The sequence below is a fragment of the Streptomyces kaniharaensis genome (genome assembly GCF_009569385.1).
GTDB lineage: Bacteria > Actinomycetota > Actinomycetes > Streptomycetales > Streptomycetaceae > Kitasatospora > Kitasatospora kaniharaensis.
In genome coordinates this window covers 5,585,785-5,605,175 of record NZ_WBOF01000001.1, presented here as the reverse complement: position 1 = coordinate 5,605,175, position 19,391 = coordinate 5,585,785, and the positions used below count along the sequence as shown (strand labels likewise).

General features: G+C 73.2%; 23 protein-coding genes. 12 read left to right on the top strand and 11 right to left on the bottom strand.

All coding sequences use genetic code 11. The features are described 5' to 3' along the window. Positions 1-9 precede the first annotated feature (9 nt). Positions 10-1,110, top strand: a complete 1,101-nt coding sequence (locus tag F7Q99_RS25060) for an NUDIX hydrolase (RefSeq protein ID WP_153464971.1) — start codon at positions 10-12, stop codon at positions 1,108-1,110. Between the two features lie 46 nt (positions 1,111-1,156). Continuing rightward, the gene (locus F7Q99_RS25055) at positions 1,157-1,570 is read left to right on the top strand and encodes a DUF6188 family protein (protein ID WP_153464969.1); all 414 of its coding nucleotides are present in this window, start codon (positions 1,157-1,159) and stop codon (positions 1,568-1,570) included. A gap of 71 nt (positions 1,571-1,641) precedes the next feature. Here the strand turns inward: F7Q99_RS25055 and F7Q99_RS25050 are convergent, their stop codons facing one another. The 6 genes from F7Q99_RS25050 to F7Q99_RS25025 form a co-directional block, all read right to left on the bottom strand. Continuing rightward, positions 1,642-2,016 carry a hypothetical protein gene (locus tag F7Q99_RS25050; protein WP_153464968.1) on the bottom strand — a complete coding sequence of 125 codons (375 nt, stop codon included), beginning with the start codon at positions 2,014-2,016 and terminating at the stop codon, positions 1,642-1,644. 163 nt (positions 2,017-2,179) lie between these two features. Then, complete coding sequence (locus F7Q99_RS25045) at positions 2,180-2,575, bottom strand: roadblock/LC7 domain-containing protein (protein ID WP_326847092.1); 396 nt, start codon at positions 2,573-2,575, stop codon at positions 2,180-2,182. An 82-nt stretch (positions 2,576-2,657) separates the two neighbouring features. After that, on the bottom strand, positions 2,658-3,713 hold the full coding sequence (locus F7Q99_RS25040; protein WP_153464964.1) for a hypothetical protein: 1,056 nt from the start codon (positions 3,711-3,713) through the stop codon (positions 2,658-2,660). Beyond that, complete coding sequence (locus F7Q99_RS25035) at positions 3,710-4,093, bottom strand: hypothetical protein (protein WP_326847091.1); 384 nt, start codon at positions 4,091-4,093, stop codon at positions 3,710-3,712. Before F7Q99_RS25035 ends, F7Q99_RS25040 begins: the two co-directional genes overlap by 4 nt. Before the next feature lie 579 nt (positions 4,094-4,672). Next, on the bottom strand, positions 4,673-4,849 hold the full coding sequence (locus F7Q99_RS25030) for a hypothetical protein (protein ID WP_153464963.1): 177 nt from the start codon (positions 4,847-4,849) through the stop codon (positions 4,673-4,675). 242 nt (positions 4,850-5,091) lie between these two features. After that, on the bottom strand, positions 5,092-6,261 hold the full coding sequence (locus tag F7Q99_RS25025; RefSeq protein WP_153464961.1) for a peptidoglycan-binding protein: 1,170 nt from the start codon (positions 6,259-6,261) through the stop codon (positions 5,092-5,094). 370 nt (positions 6,262-6,631) lie between these two features. Between F7Q99_RS25025 and F7Q99_RS25020 the strand changes: the two genes are divergently transcribed. Together F7Q99_RS25020 and F7Q99_RS25015 are read left to right on the top strand one after the other, a co-directional pair. Next, entirely contained in the window at positions 6,632-7,612 is a 981-nt protein-coding gene (locus tag F7Q99_RS25020; RefSeq protein ID WP_153464959.1) for a hypothetical protein, read from the top strand. Beyond that, positions 7,613-7,978, top strand: coding sequence for a DUF4386 domain-containing protein (locus tag F7Q99_RS25015; RefSeq protein ID WP_326847260.1), 366 nt, complete (start codon positions 7,613-7,615; stop codon positions 7,976-7,978). Between the two features lie 42 nt (positions 7,979-8,020). Here F7Q99_RS25015 and F7Q99_RS25010 read toward each other — a convergent pair whose 3' ends face one another. Further along, entirely contained in the window at positions 8,021-8,761 is a 741-nt protein-coding gene (locus F7Q99_RS25010) for a VOC family protein (RefSeq protein WP_153464957.1), read from the bottom strand. 147 nt (positions 8,762-8,908) lie between these two features. Between F7Q99_RS25010 and F7Q99_RS25005 the strand changes: the two genes are divergently transcribed. From F7Q99_RS25005 to F7Q99_RS24990, 4 genes are all read left to right on the top strand, one after another. Then, a complete protein-coding gene (locus F7Q99_RS25005) occupies positions 8,909-9,577 on the top strand; it encodes an alpha-ketoglutarate-dependent dioxygenase AlkB (RefSeq protein ID WP_153464955.1) in 669 nt (222 codons plus the stop codon). A 122-nt stretch (positions 9,578-9,699) separates the two neighbouring features. After that, complete coding sequence (locus F7Q99_RS25000) at positions 9,700-10,449, top strand: VOC family protein (RefSeq protein ID WP_153464954.1); 750 nt, start codon at positions 9,700-9,702, stop codon at positions 10,447-10,449. A gap of 1 nt (position 10,450) precedes the next feature. Further along, entirely contained in the window at positions 10,451-10,792 is a 342-nt protein-coding gene (locus tag F7Q99_RS41455; RefSeq protein ID WP_153464952.1) for a hypothetical protein, read from the top strand. A gap of 374 nt (positions 10,793-11,166) precedes the next feature. After that, positions 11,167-11,910 (top strand): alpha/beta hydrolase, encoded by a 744-nt coding sequence (locus tag F7Q99_RS24990; protein ID WP_153464950.1) that lies wholly within the window; start codon positions 11,167-11,169, stop codon positions 11,908-11,910. 81 nt (positions 11,911-11,991) lie between these two features. Here the strand turns inward: F7Q99_RS24990 and F7Q99_RS24985 are convergent, their stop codons facing one another. Both F7Q99_RS24985 and F7Q99_RS24980 read right to left on the bottom strand, forming a co-directional pair. Beyond that, complete coding sequence (locus F7Q99_RS24985; RefSeq protein ID WP_153464948.1) at positions 11,992-12,540, bottom strand: universal stress protein; 549 nt, start codon at positions 12,538-12,540, stop codon at positions 11,992-11,994. A gap of 424 nt (positions 12,541-12,964) precedes the next feature. Next, complete coding sequence (locus tag F7Q99_RS24980; protein ID WP_230210889.1) at positions 12,965-13,297, bottom strand: ribonuclease; 333 nt, start codon at positions 13,295-13,297, stop codon at positions 12,965-12,967. Positions 13,298-13,650: 353 nt separating this feature from the next. On the opposite strand from F7Q99_RS24980, the gene F7Q99_RS24975 reads away from it, so the two are divergent. Both F7Q99_RS24975 and F7Q99_RS24970 read left to right on the top strand, forming a co-directional pair. Next, positions 13,651-15,168 carry a carboxyl transferase domain-containing protein gene (locus F7Q99_RS24975; protein ID WP_153464945.1) on the top strand — a complete coding sequence of 506 codons (1,518 nt, stop codon included), beginning with the start codon at positions 13,651-13,653 and terminating at the stop codon, positions 15,166-15,168. 468 nt (positions 15,169-15,636) lie between these two features. Beyond that, positions 15,637-16,026 carry an aggregation-promoting factor C-terminal-like domain-containing protein gene (locus F7Q99_RS24970; RefSeq protein WP_153464943.1) on the top strand — a complete coding sequence of 130 codons (390 nt, stop codon included), beginning with the start codon at positions 15,637-15,639 and terminating at the stop codon, positions 16,024-16,026. Positions 16,027-16,204: 178 nt separating this feature from the next. Here the strand turns inward: F7Q99_RS24970 and F7Q99_RS24965 are convergent, their stop codons facing one another. Further along, on the bottom strand, positions 16,205-16,657 hold the full coding sequence (locus F7Q99_RS24965; protein WP_153464942.1) for an HD domain-containing protein: 453 nt from the start codon (positions 16,655-16,657) through the stop codon (positions 16,205-16,207). Positions 16,658-16,835: 178 nt separating this feature from the next. Here F7Q99_RS24965 and F7Q99_RS24960 point away from each other — a divergent pair, with 178 nt between their 5' ends. Then, positions 16,836-17,762 (top strand): AEC family transporter, encoded by a 927-nt coding sequence (locus F7Q99_RS24960; RefSeq protein WP_153464940.1) that lies wholly within the window; start codon positions 16,836-16,838, stop codon positions 17,760-17,762. Between the two features lie 104 nt (positions 17,763-17,866). On the opposite strand, the gene F7Q99_RS24955 is transcribed toward F7Q99_RS24960, so the two are convergent. Continuing rightward, on the bottom strand, positions 17,867-18,328 hold the full coding sequence (locus F7Q99_RS24955; RefSeq protein ID WP_153466606.1) for a MarR family winged helix-turn-helix transcriptional regulator: 462 nt from the start codon (positions 18,326-18,328) through the stop codon (positions 17,867-17,869). Positions 18,329-18,493: 165 nt separating this feature from the next. Between F7Q99_RS24955 and F7Q99_RS24950 the strand changes: the two genes are divergently transcribed. Continuing rightward, a complete protein-coding gene (locus F7Q99_RS24950; protein ID WP_153464939.1) occupies positions 18,494-19,363 on the top strand; it encodes an alpha/beta fold hydrolase in 870 nt (289 codons plus the stop codon). Positions 19,364-19,391: the final 28 nt, after the last annotated feature.

The following is a 19,391-nucleotide window of genomic DNA, read 5'->3' as shown; positions in this document are numbered from 1 at the left end:
GAGCACCGCGTGGAGGCGTCGGCGAGGAACGGGCGGGAGCTGTTGGCGGCGGCCGGAGTGCTGTTTCCCGACGAGCACGGGCGGGTGCTGGTGGTACGGCTGCCGTACGACCGCAAACATCCGGTGGCGATCCCGGGCGGTGGGTGGGAGCCGGCGGACCTCTCGCCGCGCGAGACCGCACTGCGGGAGATCGCCGAGGAGCTGGGCTTCACGCCCCGGCTCGGGCCGCTGGCCTGCATCGACTGGACGCTCGACGACTTCCGCCCGCCGATCGCCGCGCACCTGTACTGGGCGGAGCCGATCGGCGCGGAGCAGGCGGCGGCGATCCGGGCGGACGCGGCGGAGGTCGGCGGCTGGGCGTGGCTGACGCCCGAGGAAACGGGCCACGCGCTGCCACCTCGGCTGTCCCGGCGGGTCACGGCCTGCCTTCGGGCTCCGCGTACGGCCGGTCCGCTGGAGCTGGAGGACAGTTGGCCCGCCGGACACACGCTCGACCACCTGGCCGTCACCCCGCCGCCCGAGTACACGGGGCTGGCGGGGGTCGCCGCGCTGGGGAGCGCCCCTTCGGTCCCCCCGGAACCGCCACTGGACCGGGCCACCTTCATCGCCACCCGGCCGCGGATCCGGGCCAAGGCGCGGACGGTGTTCACGGACGCCGCCGGGCGAGTGCTGCTGGTCCGGCTGCGGCCCTGGGACGGGCCGCGCGGCCTGGTGCCGTACTGGACGCTGCCGGGCGGCGGCATCGAGGCGGACCGAGAACTGCCCCGGGCTGCGGCCCGGCGCGAGGTCCGCGAGGAGCTGGGGTGGGAGGTCGAGCCTGGCCGGCTGCTCGCCCTGGACTGGCTGCCGTCGGCCGAGGCCCACCCCGCGGGCGGGCGGGACACCGCCGTGCTGGTCTACGTCTTCGACGGCGGCACCGTGCCGGACGGGATGCTCGCCGAAATCGCCCTGGCCGAGGACGAGTTGGTGGACTGGCGCCTGTGCGAGCCGGCCGAGGCGCGAGCACTGCTGTCCGCCCCCTCCTGGGCCCGGACGGCCTCCGCGCTCGCCGCCCGGGAGCGGACGGGCGGGCCGCTCGAACTGGTGGACGGGCGGCCGGTGGGAGTCTGAAGGCGTGCCCTGGCCGCCGGACGGCGGAGTGATCCACACTGGGACCATGCGGAACGGGATCACGAAGGTACTGGCCGGCCGCCGGGTGGAGTCGGTCAGCGGCGGCGGCCGGCTCGACCTGACGCTCGACGGCCCGGTGACCGTCCGGGTGGCGCACGAGTTCCGGTTCGCGGCACCGTCCTTCGCCGCGCCGGCCGAGGTGGAGCACTTCTTCCCGGCGCTGACGTTCCGCCCGACGGCGACGCTGCTCGCGCTCGTCGGGCGGACCGTCGACTCGGCCCGGATCACCCTGGCCGGCGGGCTGGAGCTGGGCTTCACCGGGGGCGGCGCGCTGTCCGTCCCGCCGCACGCGCAGCTCGCGCCGTGGAGCGTGGTCACGCCGGACGGCGCGGTGTGCGCGGGGCTGCCGGGCGGCGAGGTCAGCTGGATCGAGGCGGAGACCGGCCCCGGCGAGGAGTGACCCGCCGGGCTCCGATCCCGTGCGGAGGCCGAGGAGACTCAGGCTTCCGGCCCCGATCCCGGTGAGCGGACTCAGACCTCCAGATCGGCCTCGATCCTGGTGAGCTGGTGGCGGGCCATCGCCAGGTTGGCCCGGCCCTTGTCCAGCGCGAGGTAGAGGAAGAGGCCCTTGCCGGTGCGCCCGGTGAGCGGGCGGATCAGGTGGTACTGGCTGCTGAGGGTGATCAGGATGTCCTCGATGCCGTCCTGCAGTCCCAGCATGTCCATGGTGCGCATCTTCGCGCGGACCACGTCGGTGTTCCCGGCGGCGGCGACGTTGAGGTCCAGCCCGCCGGGGCCGTCGAGGGTGGCGAGCGCCATGCCGCTGCTGTAGTCCACGAGCGCGGCGCCGATGGCGCCCTCGATGCTGGTCATGGCCTGCTTGAGGGCGCCGGCTGCGTCGGTCATGTCGGTAACTCCAGTTCCGTGGATGGTGGTTGGTTGAGCAGTGGTTGGTCGAGCAGTGGTTCGTCGAGCGGTGGGTCAGGGGCCGGCGGCCGGTCGGTGGCCGCGGGGGTGGTTGGCCGATGTCCAGGGGGCTTGCGGCCAGTCGGGTTTCAGGGGCTTGCGGTCAGTCGGCGTCCCTCGGGTCCTTCGGCACGAGGGTGTCGGTGAGCAGTGCGGAGATCCGCCCGGCGGAGCGGCGGGCCTCCAGGTGCAGCCGGCCGACGCTGACGTCCGGGTGCGCCAGCAGGGTGAGGACGCAGCTGCCGCCGGCCGCGTAGGTGGCGATGTAGCCGTGTTCGCCGCGCACCAGGGACTCCCGGAAGTCGCCCTGGCCGGTGGTGTCGGCAAGCCGCTGAGCCAGGGAGAGCGACGCCGCCGTCATCGCGGCCAGGCCCGAGGGCTCGGTTCCGTGGGTGTCGTGCGCGACCAGCAGACCGTCCACGCTGGCCACCAGGCCGCCGGCGAGGTGCGGGATGCGATGCCTCACGGCACGGAGTTCGGCGAGCAGCTCGGTCTCCAAGGCGATCAGCTGTCTCCTTCCGACACGCTGCTTGAGCGCCCGCCTCATGACCGTGACGGCGGGGTCGCGGGCGGAGAGTGGTTCAAAGTCGGGCCTCCAGAAGGGTTCGGACCCGGGTCAGCAGCGCGATGTCCGGGTCGGGGACGGTCAGCGGGTGGGCCGCTGCCGGGGTCGGCGGGTGGGCGAAGCGGGTGGGGCCGGGCGCCGCGGCGCCGGTGAGGGTGGCGCCGGGGACTCGGCGGTGCAGGCCGCCGGTGCGCGGGGCGGGGGCATGGGCGGGGGCAGGGGCCGGGACGGGTTCGGCGGCTCCGGCGGCGGGTTCGGGCGCGGAGCCGGCTGGGGCGGAATCAGGCGCGCGAGCCGGTTGGCCGGGGGCGGGTTCGGGCGCGGGGACGGGTTCAGGTTCCGGCCCGGGGACGGCCGGGGCGGCGTGCCGTGGGGCGTCGAGCAGCCCGGCCGCAGCGAGCCTGCGGACGTCCGCCGTGACGCCGAACCCGGACCGGCCGAGCAGACGGGCGAGTTCGGCCGGTGTTCTTCGGCCGTCCGCGTGGTCGAGCAGTTCCCGTCGGCGGCGGCCGGGCGGTCGGCGGGTCGGTCGCCGGGCTGCCTCGGCGGGGCGGACAGGCGCCGTGTCGAGCTGCGGCCACGGCCAGATGCCGTCCAGCAGCCGCTGCCGGCGCTCGGTCTCCCGGCAGAGCCGTTCGGCGTCGACCGTCGTCACCGGGCCGAGCCAGTGCCGCGCACCGGCTTCGAATCGCCAGAGGCCGCCGTCGACGTCGGCGAGGACGAAGAACGCGGCGTCGAACAGCGTGCCCAGGTGGCCGAGTTCGAGCTCGCCGCGGGTGAGGCGGCCCTGGTCGATCAGTGCCTCCCCGACCCGGGCGTGCGGTCCGTGGACGCGAACGAGGCTCTGCCACTCCTCGGGCGCGATCCGGCCGCAGCCGGTGAGCAGGTCGGCCAGGTCGGGCGCGCGGTCGGACTCGGCATGGGTCACCAGACCGTCGACGAGGTAGATGCTGCCGAGCGGTCCGCGCAGCGCGCCGGTGGCCCCGCGGGCCGCGAGCAGGCCGACGGCCTCGCCCGGGGTCCGCGGAACCACGGTCGGCAGCACGGCCACCGGTGCCGCGTGCGCGCTCACCCGAGCACCAGTTCCTCGGCGAGCGCCTGCAGCCGGTAGCGGGCGGCGGCGAGGTTGCCCTCCTCCCGGTCCAGGCAGAGGTGCAGGACGAGCCGGCTGTCGAAGACGGTGTCGATGAAGCAGATCAGGTGGTAACTACGGCCCGCGGTGACGATGATGTCCTGAAGCGGCGACCGCCGGTCCTCCGCCCCGGCGAAGGTCTGGCTCTCAACGGCCGCCCGTACCAGGTCGGTTGTCTCGGCGGCCGCGGTCTCGTGCTCGCCTGTCGGGCTCTCCCCGAGGCTGCCGAGAGCGAGTCCGCTGGTCCAGTCGACCAGGCTCGCGGAGCGGGCGCCGGCGATCGCCATCACTCCGGAGAGGCATTCGTCGATACCCGGCACACCGGCTCCTTTGCGGGGGGTCTGGGGCAGCCGGGCACAGCACCGCACCGGCCGGACCGCCACCACGAGTGGCGGGTTCGACACGGAAGGCTACTGCCGGATTCCGTATGACGAACATTCCAATGGCATATTCACACCACAGACGGTGAGTTCCGGCCAAGGTGTGATGATGCGTCACATCACCGGCGCCGGTGAAACCGCTGGCCCCGGACCTGCTCCCGGCGATCGCTCACCAGCCACCTGGAACGGGACCTTGGCCGATAGTCGGCCGCGAAAGAGGGTTTCAGCCACTGCATGCGATAAAGAACCCGCCGACCTGCCCGGGGCCGGAAAACGACGAAGGGGCTCGTTCCGTTGGACGGAACGAGCCCCTTCGAGTGGAGCGCCAGGCCCGGGTTGCACGGACTCTCCCCACTGAAAGTGGGACGTGCTCTGGTAGCACCGCTGACGCCTGTTCGAGAGATCATCTTCTCTCGACAGGAAGAACAGTAGCAGGTCATCGCGCCTGCTCGGAAATCGAACGGGCAATCCGCGCACGGTCACACCCGGGGTATTCGCCCCGACCGCCGACCCCAGGGCTCAGACCGAGACGATCACGTTGAAGAGATAGAGCGCCAGCGCCACCGACGGGACGATCACCGCGTTGTAGCGAACGAACCCCGGATCCATCTCCGCGATCGACCCGGTCGGGTGCGCGTCCACGGTGCGAACGGCATCGCGCAACCGCGCGGTGAGCGCGACCACGGAGGCCGCCATAGCGCCGAGGGTCAGCCAGAACTACTCCGAAGCGAGTACGAACACTGCCAGGGGAGCGCCTCGACGCTTCCCTGGCAGTACGTCAGATGCCTTCCGGTGCAGGACGACAGAGGCGACCCGCTCCGCGAGAGTGGTGGCCACAGAGATCCGGGCCGCTGCGCCCGGTTCACCGGTCGTCCGACGAAGGGGGCACCACCATGACGACGACCATCACGGCGAAGGCGATCGCCGCAGCGGTCCGCTCAGTCGGTGACGGTGAAGTCCTGGGCCGCGCCCAGGCGGTGGAGGGAATCGTAGCCGGGTATGCCGTCGGCGTCGGCGTCGGAGTAGCCGCAACGGCGCTGCCAGGCTGCGTAGGCGGTGACGGTCATGCTGCCGAACGAGCCGTCGACCCAGAGCTGTTCGAGCAGGCCTTCGTCGGTCAGGGCCTGCTCGACGATCGCGACTTCGGCACCGTACGTCCGGTGGCCCTGCTCGGCGCCGGGGTCGGTCCGGGCGGCCGAGACGGCGTGGGCCAGCGAGACGGTGCGCGGGCAGGGGAGGTAGCCGAGCAGCGCGCGGAGCGAGGTCTCGCCGGGGACGCCGTCCGCGTCCGGGCCGGAGTAGCCCAGACTCCGCTGGTAGTCCGCGTAGTTCTCGGTGTCCGCGTCGGTCCAGTCCGGGCCCGGTCCGGACTGGTAGTGGCCGCCGAAGCCGTTCGCGACCAGCGCCCGCCCGACGGCGGTGACCTGGTAGCCGTAGGCACCGTACCCGTACCGGAGGCCGTTGATGGTCACCTGGTAGCGGGCCGGGGTCGGCTCGGGCGGCGGCGGCGAGGACGGGGCGCCCACGAAGTTCGGCCAGGAGCCCGGGTCGGTGTGGTCGTTGTACGGGACGTGCGCGTGCGCGTACCAGCCGCCGCGGGTCTCCCACACCTGCTCGTCGCGGTGGCTGCCGAAATCGATCGGCCGGCCCATCGGCCACACGTCGGGCACGCCCCAGGAGGCGATCCAGGCGTGCAGCCGGTCCCAGCCGGCGCACGGCGTGTCGACGAGCCGGGCGTAGACGGTCCCCTGGTGGCGGCAGTAGGGGAAGAACACCGCCTCGATCTGGATGAGCACCCGCCCGGCCCGGTTGGTGCGCGTCGGGCTCGCGGGCGGGCTGAGCAGGCTCTTGGAACGCGAGTCGGCCGGGAACAACTGCGCCGCGCGACCGCTGAACGGGTCCCAGACGATGTGCGGTGCATCGCCGGCGCCGGCGCCGGTGAAGTAGGCGACCAGGTCGTCGAACGGGCACCAGTCCTGCGGGGCGGAGGGGGTGGCGTTACGGTCCCAGGTGATGTGGGCGATGGCCTTCGGCGGGTACTGCTGGTCGGTGGGCGCATGGTCGCCGAGGTCGTGGATCTCGGCGCCGGGAAGCCACAGCTCCGGCATGATGTCTCCTCCTCACGGAGTTCGGACGTCGCTGTCCTTATCGGCATGACCACGCCCCGAGATAACCCAAATGGCGGAATGCGAGGCACTGAACCGCTCATGTCCGCACACCCCTTCGAGCCAGGGATGGGCATTCGTCCATCCGTACGGCCCGCACACCCCTGCGCACCCGCGCCAAGCCCTGCCGCGACCTGCCCGCGCACGGGTCGCCGTGCACCACCTCGGCAAGGCGCAGCAGCGGGCGTTCTCGCTCGTCCCGTAGGCGTCCGAAAGGCGTTGCAGTTCCGTTCCCGTTTCGTCGGCGGGTGTCCGGAACGGCCGCGGTTCCGGGATGGTGGTGTCAACGACTCGTGCGGTAGGGGGAGTTGTCATGGCGGATGGCCAGGAGCTGGTGGCTCGCGTCGTCGACGCGCTGAGACAGACGGCCGCCGGGGGCTCGCCGGCGGCGCCGGGGAGCGTGGTGGCGGATCTCGTACGGACGCGGCTGCGGGCGATGCCCGCCGGTGCGCAGGCGGTGGACGCGATCGAGGCGGGCCCGGCGGATCCGAAGGCGCGGGCCGCACTGACCACCGTCGTCGCCCAACTCCTCACCGAGGACCCGGCGTTCGCCGGCTACCTGCTCACCACCGAACTCGGCAGGCCCGCCGACCCGCCGACCGTCCACCTCCGTATCGGTCCGCCCCCCACCTCCGCCCGCCGCACCACCGGCGGCATCTTGGTGACGCTCGCCCTGGTGGTCGTCGCCTCGCTCGTCGCCCTCGGGATCAACCTCGGCAGCCGGCCTCTCCTCCAGCCCGGCGTGCACGGCTACGCGCACGCCGCAACCGCCCTCCGCGACCCAGGCCAGGCCCAAGGCGTCCTGCCCGACGTCCAGGCCATGCCGAGCGGCTGGCGGATCGAGAGCGGCCCGCACGCCGGGACCGGCACGACGGACGATGTCCCGTGCGTCGTCCGGGATACTTGCGACGAGCAACTCGCCTACGCCACCGTGACGTTCCGCGTCGGCTCCCGGCGAAGCGTGCAGTTCACCGTGCTCACCTTCGCCTCACCCGAGGCCGCCGGCCGGGCCTTCGACACGATGCTGGGCAGCACGGGCGGCGGCGACGCACCCGTCACCGTCCCCCTGCCTCCGATCGGCGACCGGAGCGCCGCCCGAACCCGCGGTTCGCAGGGCGGGGAGGCCTTGGTCCGGGTCGGCACGACGCTCCTCCACGTCCACGACTCCGGCCCGGGCGCCACCGCCGCCGACATACCCGTCCTGACCGCCTTCGCCCGCCTCCTCGCCACCCGCTCCCAGCAGGCCCAGGACGGCCGGACCCCCGACGCCGCCGCCCCAAGTTCGCTCACCTGACTGGGCACGACAACGCACCGCGCGGACACCAGCGCTCCTGGGCGCCCTGTTCGGGGTGGTCCTCGCCATCGCGATCGTCAGCACCCCTTCACACTGTTCCCCGTCGCCCGGCGACACAGCGAAGGTCTCGCCGTCGGCTACGTCGGCCTTCGCACCTTGGAGGCCGCCGTCATCACCGGCGGCATCGTCAGCCTCCTCGCACTGGTGACGCTGCGGCGGCATCCGCCACAGGAGGCCGACTCTGCCTCGCTCCTGGTCACGGGAAAGGCACTGGTCGCGGAAAACGACTGGACGTTCCTGCAAGCTCTCGCCGCCCGAATCCACCGAGACGCCGCAGCGCAACCCACTCGGGGTCATGGCACATGAGCAGACAGGGCCCACGTGTCGGGGCGTCGTCTCGGCTCCGCGTCAGGACGGTTCGAGGACGCAGAACTCGTGGCCCTCCGGGTCGGCCAGGCACGTCCACGAGACGTCGCCCTGGCCGAGGTCGAGGTCGGTGGCGCCGAGGGCCCGCAGCCGGGCCACCTCCACTGCTTTGTCGTCACCGGGGTACGGCAGCAGGTCGAGATGGACGCGGTCCGGCACGGTCTTCACGTCGGGCGTGCGGAGGAACTCGAGATAGGGTCCGACACCCTTGGCGGATCGGAACACCGCATGATCGTCGGCCACCTCGTGCAGGGTCCAGTCCATCGCCTCGCCCCAGAACCGGGCCATGGCCCGCGGATCCGCACAGTCGACCACCACCGCGGCGATCGGCCCGGTGCCCCGGTAGATCGCCCGAGGCTCCAGCACACAGAACTCGTTGCCCTCGGGATCGGCGAGGACCGTCCACGGTACGTCGCCCTGGCCCACGTGGGCTGGCGTCGCACCGAGAGCCTGGAGGCGCGCGACCAGCTCCGTCTGATGGGCCGCAGAGGTGGTGGCCAGATCGAGGTGCACACGGTTCTTCGTTGTCGTCTTGGGCTCCGGGACGGGAACGACGTCGATGCCGACAACGACCGGGTCCGGCCAGACGAGGCCGCCGGCGGGTCCGACGTAGGTGGTCACACCGGGGCTGTAAGCACTCCAGCCGAGCGCCTCCGCCCAGAACCGGCCGACCGCCGAGGGATCAAGAGCCTTGATGTTCACCATCACAGGTCGCAGTGCCATGCCGGCGATCCTATGCGCCCGCTCCACAACGAGCTCCGCATCGTCGCCCAACAGAGATCGACTCGCCCACCAGCCGCAATGCTCAGCTCGCCGACCGGAGGGCCAAGCGGCTCGAGCACCTGTTCGAATCAGGCGTACGCTGGAGCCATGCGCAGCACCGTCCACCTCCAGCCCTCGCTGTTCGACAGCGTCGACACCCTCGACGACTTCAACCACGTCGGCGGGGACGGCATCCGCCTCGGGCCGTTCGACGGCATGCGGCGGATGGTGCTCGGTGACGGGGCGTGGTTGGACGTGTTGCCCGGGTGGCTTCGCGGGGCGGACCGGCTGTTCGACCTGTTGGCGGCGGGCGTGCCGTGGCGGGCGGAGCGCCGGGAGATGTACGAGCGGATGGTCGAGGTGCCGCGGTTGCTCGCGTCGTACCCGGAGGGGGTCGAACCGCCGCATCCGGTGGTCGGGGAGGCACGCGAGGCGCTGAGCGCCCACTACGCGGAGGAACTGGGCGAGCCGTTCCGGACGCTCGGACTCTGCTACTACCGGGACGGGCGGGACAGCGTGGCCTGGCACGGGGACCGGATCGGGCGCGGGAACCGCGAGGACACCATGGTGGCGATCCTGTCCGTGGGCGAGCCGCGGGCGCTGCTGCTGCGGCCCCGGTACGGGGGCGGCGCGGTCGTGCGGCAGCCGGTCGGGCACGGGGATCTCGTGGTGATGGGCGGCTCCTGCCAGCGGACCTGGGAGCACGCGATCCCGAAGACGGCCCGGCCGGTGGGGCCGCGGATCAGCATCCAGTTCCGGCCGCGCGGTGTGGCCTGAGATCCCGGGTTGCCGCTCGCACACCGGGCGCGGAGGCTGGCCAGTGGGGGCGGACCCGGCGGACGCGGCAAACCCGGCGGACGAATCGCGAACGAGCGGCGGGCGAGCGCCAGGAGGGCGGCATGCCGAAGGCCGGCAGGTACCACGAGGGCGTCCCGTGCTGGGTGGCACTCGCGGTGCCGGACGTCGACCGGGCCGAGCGATTCTACGGCGCGCTGCTCGGGTGGGAGTTCGTGGCGACCGGCCCGGCCGAGGCGATCGCCACGCTGCACGGGGCGCAGGTCGCCGTCATCGGACCACCGAGCACACCGGCCGCCTGGATCACCTATCTCGCCACCCCGGACGTCGGCCACACCGCCACCGCCGTCCGGGCAGCGGGCGGGCGCCTGCTCCGCGAGCCGTACGAGGTGCCGGACCAGGGCCGAGCCGCACTGGCCGCCGATCCGCTGGGCGCGGTGTTCGGCCTCTGGCAGGGCGGGCCGGTGCCGGGCGCGGGGCTGGTCAACGAACCCGGCACGTTCACCTGGAACGAGCACCTCTCCCCCTCCCCGGACTCCGTGCGCACCTTCTACCGGCAGGTGTTCGGCTACACCTACGACCAGCCGCGGGACGGCTACACCGTCTTCCGCTCCGACGGCCTCCCGGCGGGCGGGATCGGGCCCGCCGACGCGCACGGCCCGGGGGCCTGGCTGACCTCCTTCGCGACCGCCGACGCCGACCGTGCCACCACACACCTGCGCACACTCGGCGGCACCGTGCTCACCGGGCCGGAGCCGACGCCCTTCGGCCGCGCGGCGCTGGTCCGGGACGACAGCGGGGCGGTGTTCAGCCTGATCGCCGTCCCACCCGACGAATCGGCGGAGGCCGCCTGACATGACCCGCAGAGCACCCGATCAGCCCGAGGACCGATTCGCCGCCCTCGTGGAGGAGTTGGCCGACCTGGACGGCGTCACACCACCCGGCGCCGGCCCCGGCCGTCGCTTCGGTTCCGACGCGCTCAAGGCGGACGGCCACATCTTCGCCATGCTCTCGGCCGACCGTCTGGTCCTCAAACTGCCTCGCGCCCGGGTCGACGAGCTGGTCGCCGCCGGGGAGGGCACGCACTTCGACGCCGGCAAGGGCAAACCGATGCGCGAATGGCTCGCCCTCGATCCCGCCAGCGAACTCCCCTGGCCCCAACTCGCCCACGAGGCCTACGCGTTCGTCCACCCCTGAGACCGCAGATCCGCTTTCCACCGCGCGATGTCCTCAGCACCCTCGGCCCAGGCGCGGGCCGAGGGTGCTGAGGACCTTGATTTCCAGATCACCGACGGGATGACCACGCATTTCCCGCGAACTCGGCTCCGATCGCCGGCCGTCCTGACACCCGGCCAATCCTGGTCGTCAAAGCAGAAAAGGCCCGGCACCCAAGTGGGTACCGGACCTCATCCGACAGTGGAGCGCCAGGCCCGGGTTGCACGGACTCTCCCTACTGAAAGTAGGACGTGCTCTGGTAGCACCGCTGACGCCTGACGAGAGATCATCTCCCTCGCGACGAGAAGTACAGTACCAGGTCAGAGGCCCTTCACCGAACCGGAGGCGAACCCGGTATGACCAGCACTCGACCTGAGGCCCCCGAGGTCGTCCTCTACGCGGACGGGCGGCCGATGGACGTCCACCGTCCGCCGGCCGGAACCGCCGGGGCAGCCGGGCCGGTGCCCGTCGTGCTGCTGTGGCACGGGCGGGGGCCCGACGAGCGGGACGTGCTGCGCCCGCTGGCCCGGGAGGCGGCGGGGTACGGGCTGCTGGTGCTCGTGCCGGACTGGCGCTCCGACCGCGCGGACGGCGGTCGTGCCGAGCTCCTCGCCTCCCTCGCCCACGCCCGCGAGGCTGCGCCCGCTCTCGGGGGCGACCCGGACCGGCTCGTCCTGGCCGGCTGGTCGATGGGTGGCCGGGAGGCCGTCGCCGTGGCCGTAGCCGACGCCACTCCCGCCGAGCTGCGGCCCGTCGCGGCCGTCGGCATCGCCTCCAGCTACGACCGCCCGGCCGTCACCACCGGCGAGGCGCCCCTCGACGTGCTGGCCGGACGCCCCGCCCCCGTACCGCTCTGGCTGGTGCACGGCACGGCCGACGAGGTGCTGGGGGCCGAGCACACCCGACGACTCAGCACCGTCGCCCCGACGGCCCGGCTCTACGAACTCCCCACCGACCACGCGGGCGTGGTGATGACCGAGTACGACCCGGCGGCCGACCGCTGCCTCCCCGCCACCGCCGCCGGCGCTCTGGAAGCCGGCCGCCGAACCGCCGCCGTCCTCGCCGAGGCGGCCGGGCCGACCGATCCGCCTGGGAGGTGATCGAGCCGTTCGCCGCAACCAGCTGGTGGCCCGCCGTCGAGTTAGCTGCCAGGGTTCTGGAGCGCCGCGGTAGCGAGCCTCCTACCGCCCGACCGGGATGAAGCTCACACCGCGGCTGCGCTCCAGCGCCTCCAGTTCGCGCTGGAGCGGTGGCTTGGGGACGGCCACCACCGGACAGGTCGCGTGCCGGACGCAGTAGGCGGTGACGGACGGGCGCAGCATGCGGGCGAGCCTGCCGCGACTACCGGCGCCGAGGACGAGGACGTCGCCGGGGCGGTCGGCGCAGCGGACCAGTGCCTGGCCGGTCTCGCCGCGGACGACCTGGCAGCGCAGCCGGACGCCGGCGAAGCCGCCGCCGAAGGCCTCGTCGAGGGCCTGGCGGAGGCGGGCGACGGCCGCGTCGCGGCTCGCGGTGAGCGGCGGCGGGCAGGGGGTGCGGCGGTGGCCGGTGTCGCCGCCGTTCGGGGTCCAGCAGAGGACGGCGAGGACCTCGGCGTCGGTGCGGCGGGCTTCGGCGACGGCGTGGTGGAGGGCCGCGAGGCTGCCGAGGGAGCCGCTGACGCCGACGACGATCCGGCCCCGGCCGTCGTCGGGTTCGCCCGCCGCGTCGGGCACGCCGCTGTCAGTCATCGTCCGTCCCGTTCTTCCGCTCACCTGTGTGGTCCCGCTCACCCGTGTCGTCCCAGCAAAGCGCGGCCGTGGGGCCGGCTGCCAGGCGTTGACGGGCTGCTGACGCGCGGGCGGGCGTTCCGTACGCATCCCTGATGCCCGGGCGATGCCGGAACGATACCCGAACCGGTTTTCCCCGAACCGGACTTCGTCGCCCCCGGAAGGCCGGCCTGCTCCGCCTCCGGACAGTCGGCGGAGGTCCGGTCCGGGTACTCCTCGCCGATCGACGGGCCGGGCGACGGGACGGGCATTGGGTGGGCGGCCCGGGAGCGAAGACGTCGAGGAGGGGGTGACGCACCGGCGCCACCGGCGCGCCTCTGAACTACCCGGCACTGTAACGCCGTTGGCCCCGGCGAGAGCGTCGCCGGGGCCAACGAAAGCGGGATCAGCAACCCTGGTTGATCAGGGAGAACGTCGCGTAGTGGTCGCCCGTGTAGTAGTCCTCCTGGAAGGCCTCGCCGGTGACGACCCGGCGCGCGCCGCGGGTCGGGGAGTCCGGCGTGATGACGGTGTACTCGTGGTAGTAGCCGTTGGACTGGCTCGGGAGCACGTGCTCTCTGTTCTGGAACACCTGACCGTCCTGGTCGAACGGGAACGGCCCGTCGGTGGCGATCAGGTTGAGGGTGTCGGTGGCCTCGGGCGGCAGGGCGGAGAGGCAGACCGTTCCGCTCACGTCGGCGTGCGCCTCGGTGGCGACGGCGACGGGCGCGAGGGTCATCAGGACGACGGCGGTGACGGCGGCAGCGCGGGTCTTCCACGCGCGTAGAGTACGGGTCATGTCAAACAGTGTGGCGAGCCTCCGATTACTCCGGAAGCCCTGCGACAACAATTTACCGACAGGTAACTCGCCAGCCCTGCACCCGACTTGACCCGCACTCAGGTCGCACGGTGACCTCTCCGACACCCTCCGCGAGACCGTTCACGAACCACCCCGGCCAACCGGCACCGCGCGGCGGCGGCGAGGCTGTCGACCTCCTCACACCTTCACGACGCTCCCGTTCCACCCCGGCCGCGCCGCATAGAGTGTCGATCATTTCGGGCCGGGACGACCACTGACGGGGCGGGCAGGGCATGGGGATCGGTACTTCGCTGACGGCACACCAGCTCATCGGGCTGCTCGTCGACCCCGGAAGCTTCGCCGGCTGGGACACTCCGGCCGATGCCCACCCGGCCGACCCCGACTACCGGGCCTCGCTCGCCCGGGCCCGGGAGCGGACCGGCGTGGACGAGGCGGTCGTCACCGGCGCCGGCCTGATCGGCGGGCGACCGGTGGCCCTGGTCGCGTCCGAGTTCGGCTTCCTCGGCGGCTCCATCGGCGTCACCACCGCCGAGCGGATCACCCGGGCCGTCGAGCGCGCCACCGCCGAACGGCTGCCACTGCTCGCCCTGCCGGTCTCCGGCGGGACGCGGATGCAGGAGGGCACGGCGGCCTTCCTCTGCATGCTGCGCATCACCGCCGCCGTCCAGGCGCACCGGGCGGCGGGCCTCCCCTATCTCACCTATCTCCGGAACCCGACCATGGGCGGCGTCTTCGCCTCCTGGGGCACGCTCGGTCAGCTGGTCTTCGCCGAGCCGGGCGCCCGGCTGGGCTTCCTCGGCCCGCGGGTGTACGAGGAACTGCGGGGCGTGGAGCTGCCCGCCGACGTCCAGCGCGCGGAGACGCTGGCCGAACGCGGCCTGGTGGACGCCGTCGTGCCGCCGCAGGAGCTGCGCGAGGTGGTGCGACGGTCGCTCGCCGTGCTGACGGCCGCACCTGTGACGGCCCCGGCTTCCCTCTCTGCGCACGAGCCCGCCGAGATGGGGGAGCCCGCCGAGCGCCCCGACGCCTGGGACTCCGTCCGCCGCACCCGGCGGCCCGACCGCCCCGGTACGCGCGAGCTGCTGCGCCGCACCGCCGAGGAGCTCGTGCTCCTCGACGCGCCCGGCGGCCGGGACGGCGCGCTGGTCCGCGCGCTCGCCGTCCTCGGCGGGCGGCCCGTTCTCGTCGTCGGCCAGCAGCGGCAGACCCCTGACCACGAGCGCCCGTTCACCGCGGCCGACCTGCGGGCCGTTCGGCGCAGTGCCCGGCTGGCCGAGCAGTTGGGGCTGCCGCTGGTCACGGTGGTGGACACGGCCGGGGCCGAGTTGTCCGCGCAGGCCGAGCTGGACGGCGTCGCGATCGAGATCGCGCACTGCCTGACCACCCTGCTCGCGCTGCGCACCCCCGTCCTGGCGGTGCTGCTCGGCCAGGGCTCGGGCGGCGGGGCGCTCGCCCTGCTCCCGGCGGACCGCGTGATCGCCGCCGGGAACGCCTGGCTGGCGCCGCTGCCGCCCGAGGGTGCGTCCGCGATCGTCCACCGGGACGGTGCGCACGCCGCCGAGCTGGCCCGCGCGCAGGGCATCGGCGCGTACGACCTGGCGGAGGTCGGGCTGGTGGACGCGGTGGTGCCGGAGCTGCCGGACGCCGCCGACGAGCCGGGTGCGTTCTGCGAGCGGCTCGGGCAGGCGGTCGGGGCGGCCGTCGGCGTACTGGCGGCGGCTCCGGAGGCGGATCGCCTCGCGGCGCGGGCGGCGCGGCACCGGCGGTTGGGCGATCGGCGCTCCCGGTGACGGGCGTCGTGTGGCGGCGGTCTCATCGAGGCACAGATCGTCTGTACCCAAAGTGGCGGCCGCGGACCGGCCGGTGACCACCCCCGGGGGCTGAACGGTGAGTGCGCTCACACGGGAAAGCGGTCCACGACGCACGATAGTGGTGCCGCCGCAGCCGCCGCACCGATCTCGGCCCTGCGGGCATTCGGGCAGGTCGGAAGGGGTCGGCGCGTGTCACGCACGACCCGCGCATTGGGTCCTTCGAATCCACGGCGACCACCGCAGGTACGACCGCGGATCGTATCGAGGGGGTCTTGGCGGCGGCCGATCCGGTCTGGCAACAATGGCTCTCGTCGTCAGCCGCACCGGCTCCTGTCCCGCCGGTCAGCGGCTTGCTGCCGAGTCACGCCCCGCGACCGTCGGCCCCTGTCCGGCCATGGTCCTGGGCGGGGTGTGACCCGGCCCAACCTGATTGAGGTCTTGTTCTTCATGCCCGCTTTCAAGCTCCGTATGCGTACCTCCGCCGCTCTTCTCGCCGGCGTCGCCGGTCTGACCGCCCTGGGCGCCGGCGTCATGCCCGCCACCGCGAGCGCCGCGACCCCGCAGCAGATCGCCGCGAAGATCGTCCCGGCCAACCAGCTGGCCTCGTTCAGCCAGATCATCTCCCACGAGTCCAGCTGGAACGTGACCGCGACCAACCCGAGCTCGGGCGCGTACGGTCTGGCGCAGGCCCTGCCGGGCTCGAAGATGGCCTCCGCGGGCGCGGACTGGAAGACCAACCCGACCACCCAGATCAAGTGGGCGCTGAACTACATGAACACCCGCTACGGCAGCCCGAACGCCGCCTGGGCGTTCTGGCAGACCCACCACTGGTACTAAGCCGACCCCTCGGCACACACCGGCTGCACCCGCTTCCTGGCCACTCCCCCCAACCCCGGGGGTCGGACAGGGACCACCGGGGTGACCAGGCAGGGCCCGCACCCGCGCGATCCGCGTGGTGCGGGCCCTGCCGCCGTTTCCGCTCCCTGTAACCGAGTTGACGGTTCGCCCGAGGGTGTCAGAGTTCCCCGGTGAGTCCCAGCAGTTCCCGCATCCGTGCGTACTTGGCGGTCAGCCGGGCCGCGGTCGCGGCGTCCAGCGCGGCGAGCCGGGCCGGGTCGGAGTTGTGGGCCAGGTCGGCGCGCTTGACCAGCAGGGCCCCGGGCGTGGCCAGGATCCGCGCGGTGTAGTCCTCGACCGGCTCCTCCGGCCGTCGGGTCAGCGCCTCCACGATGGCCTTGGTGGACTCGGGCAGCGCGGCCTCCGCAAGCCACTCGGGGCTGAGCCGGCCGTCCTCGACGGTGTCGTGCAGCCAACCCGCCGCGATCTGCGCCTCGGTGCCCCCGCGCGCCGCCGTTCCCCGGGCGACCGCGGCGATGTGCTCGCTGTAGGGGTGTCCGTTCTTGTCGACCTGCCCCTCGTGCGCGCGACGCGCGATCGTCTCCACCTCGGCCAGGCTCAGATAGTTCATCGACTCATCGTAGGGCCTGCCTTCGGGCCCGCCCTCGCGACGGTCCGGGTGTCCCGGGCCCGTGATCGACCGGTTGACGCGGCTGGTTTACTGCCCGGGTCCACTGCTCCGGGCGGAAGACCCTGCCCACCTGGCGCACCGTCCGACCCGGCGCACCGTCCGAGCGATCCGAGGAACCATGCCCACCCTGCCACCGCTGCTGTCCGGATTCGCCCCGATCTGGGCGCTCACCGGGGTCGGCTACCTGGTCGGCCGGTCCGGGCTGCTCGGCCTGCAGGCGGAGGCGGTGCTCAGCCGGTTCGTCTTCCACGTGGCGATGCCGGCCGCGCTCTTCCTGATGATCGCCCGCACCCCGCTGGAACGTTTCGCCAACGCCTCGATGCTCGCCTTCGCCGCTGGCACCGCCGTCGCGGCCGGCATCGGACTGCTCGCCGGACACCTGCTGTTCCGGCGCAAGCCCGGCGAACTGGCGATCGGCGGCATGGCCGCGGGGTACGTCAACTCGGCCAACCTCGGCATCCCGGTGGCGATGCAGGTCCTCGGCGACGCGTCGTTCGCCGCTGCGGTGGTGCTGTTCCAGACCCTGCTCGTCACCCCTGCCGTACTCGCCGTCCTCGACGGCCGCACGGCCGGGCGGCGCGCCCTGTTCACCCTCCCCCTCCGCAATCCCATCCTGCTGGCGGCCGCGCTCGGCGCCGCCGTGTCCGCCACCGGCCTGCACCTGCCCGCCGAGCTGAACCGTTCCTGCGAACTGCTCGGCGGCGCCGGCGTGCCGACCGCTCTGGTCGCCCTCGGCATCTCGCTGCACAACCGCCCGCCCACCACCGGCGGCTCGCGCCACGCCGAGGTCGGCCTGGCCGTCGCGGTCAAGACCCTGATACAGCCGCTGGCCGCGTACGCCGTCGCCGCCTTCGCGCTCCACCTGCCCGCCCACCAGTTGCTCACCGTCGTGCTCTTCTCCGCCCTGCCCACCGCACAGAACGTGTACGTCTACGCGCGCGAGTACGGGCAGGGCACGGCGCTCGCCCGGGAGGCGGTGCTGTGGTCGACGCTCATCTCGATGGCGACGCTGTCGGTGATCAGCTGGTCCCTCGGGCCCGCCTGACGCGGGAGTCGTCACCGGCTCCGTACAGGTGTCCACCGCCCGTACACGGAACGACAGTTGTCCCCCCGAAGCCGTACAGAACGGTGGAGCCACCCCGGGCCGCACTACTGCGAGACCTGGTTCTGACCCACCGCCCCGCGGCGGGCGGCCGCCACCACGTCCGTCATCGCCAGCAGGAAGCGCCTGGCCGTCGCCAGCTCCGCCGCGTCGAACCGCCCCATCGCGCCCACCAGATCGCCGATCAGCTCGCCGAAGAACTCCTGCCCCAGCTCCATCGCCCCATCCTCGACCACCAGCCGGACCTTCCGCCGGTCCCGCGGATCGCGCTCGCGCCGGATCAGCCCGAGCCGCTCCAGCCGGTCCACCAGCCCGGTGGTGCCCGCCGAGTTCAGTCGCAGCGCCTCGCCGAGCCGGCCCGGGGTGACCACCTCCCCGGCCCGGTCGGCGTCCAGCAGGTGGATCAGCGCGCGCAGATCGGTCGGGTGCAGCCCGCTGCGGCTCGCGAACTCGGCCCCGAACAGGTCGAGTTCGACGGTCAGCCCGCGCAGCAGGTGGACCAGCCGCATCGGGTCCTCGACCTGCGGGTCCCTGACGTCCGACACCCTCTCGTCCTTCCTCGGCACCCCATGTGCCAGTATTCTCTCGTTCATCGAGATACTTGTACAGCGAGAAACTCGTCCGGCTTGATACTTGTGCGGCGAGTGATTCCATTCTTCCAGCGGAGGCCCGCCATGTCCGCACACACCGCCGCCCCCTTCTTCGCCGCCTACGACGCGCTCCTCGCCCGCTGGCCCCTCCCCGTCGAGCCGCTCACCGTCCGCACCGCCCACGGCACCACCCGGGTCAACGCCTGCGGCCCGCGCGACGGCCGCCCCCTCGTCCTGCTCCACGGCGGCGGCGCCACCTCCACCACGTGGTTCGCCAACGTCGGCGCCTGGGCCGCCGCCGGGCACCGCGTCCTCGCCGTCGACCTCATCGGCGACCCGGGCCGCAGCGTCCACGACGGCGCCGCGCTCGGCGGCGTTCCCGGGCTGCTGGGCTGGCTCGACGCGGTCCTGGACGAACTCGGCGTCCACGAGGCCGACTTCTGCGGCCACTCCTACGGCGCCTGGATCGCCCTCGAGTACGCGCTGCACGCACCCCGGCGGACCGGCCGGCTCGCCCTGCTCGACCCCACCCAGTGCTTCGCCGGCTTCCGCCCCGGCTACCTCCTGCGCGTCCTGCCGCTCTTCCTCCCCCGCCGCACCGCCGCCCGGGCCCGCTCCTACCTCGACTGGGAGACCGCCGGCACCCCGCCCCTCGACGCCGGCTGGCGCGAGGTGTACGCACTCGGCTACGCCGACTTCCCCGCCTCACGCGTCGTCACCGGCCCCCAGCCCACCCCCGACCGCCTGCGCACGCTCACCGCGCCCACGCTCGTCCTGCTCGCCGAGCACAGCCGCACCCACGACGCCCACCGCGTCGCCGACGCCGCCCGGCGCGCCCTGCCCGACGCCACCGTGGCCGTCCTGCCCGGCGTGGCCCACAACAACCTGCCGACGGCCGGCGCGGACGAGGTCAACCGGCGGCTGACGGAGTTCCTGGCGGCCGTGAGGGGGTGACCCGAACTTCTGCAGGGGCCGGCGCTAC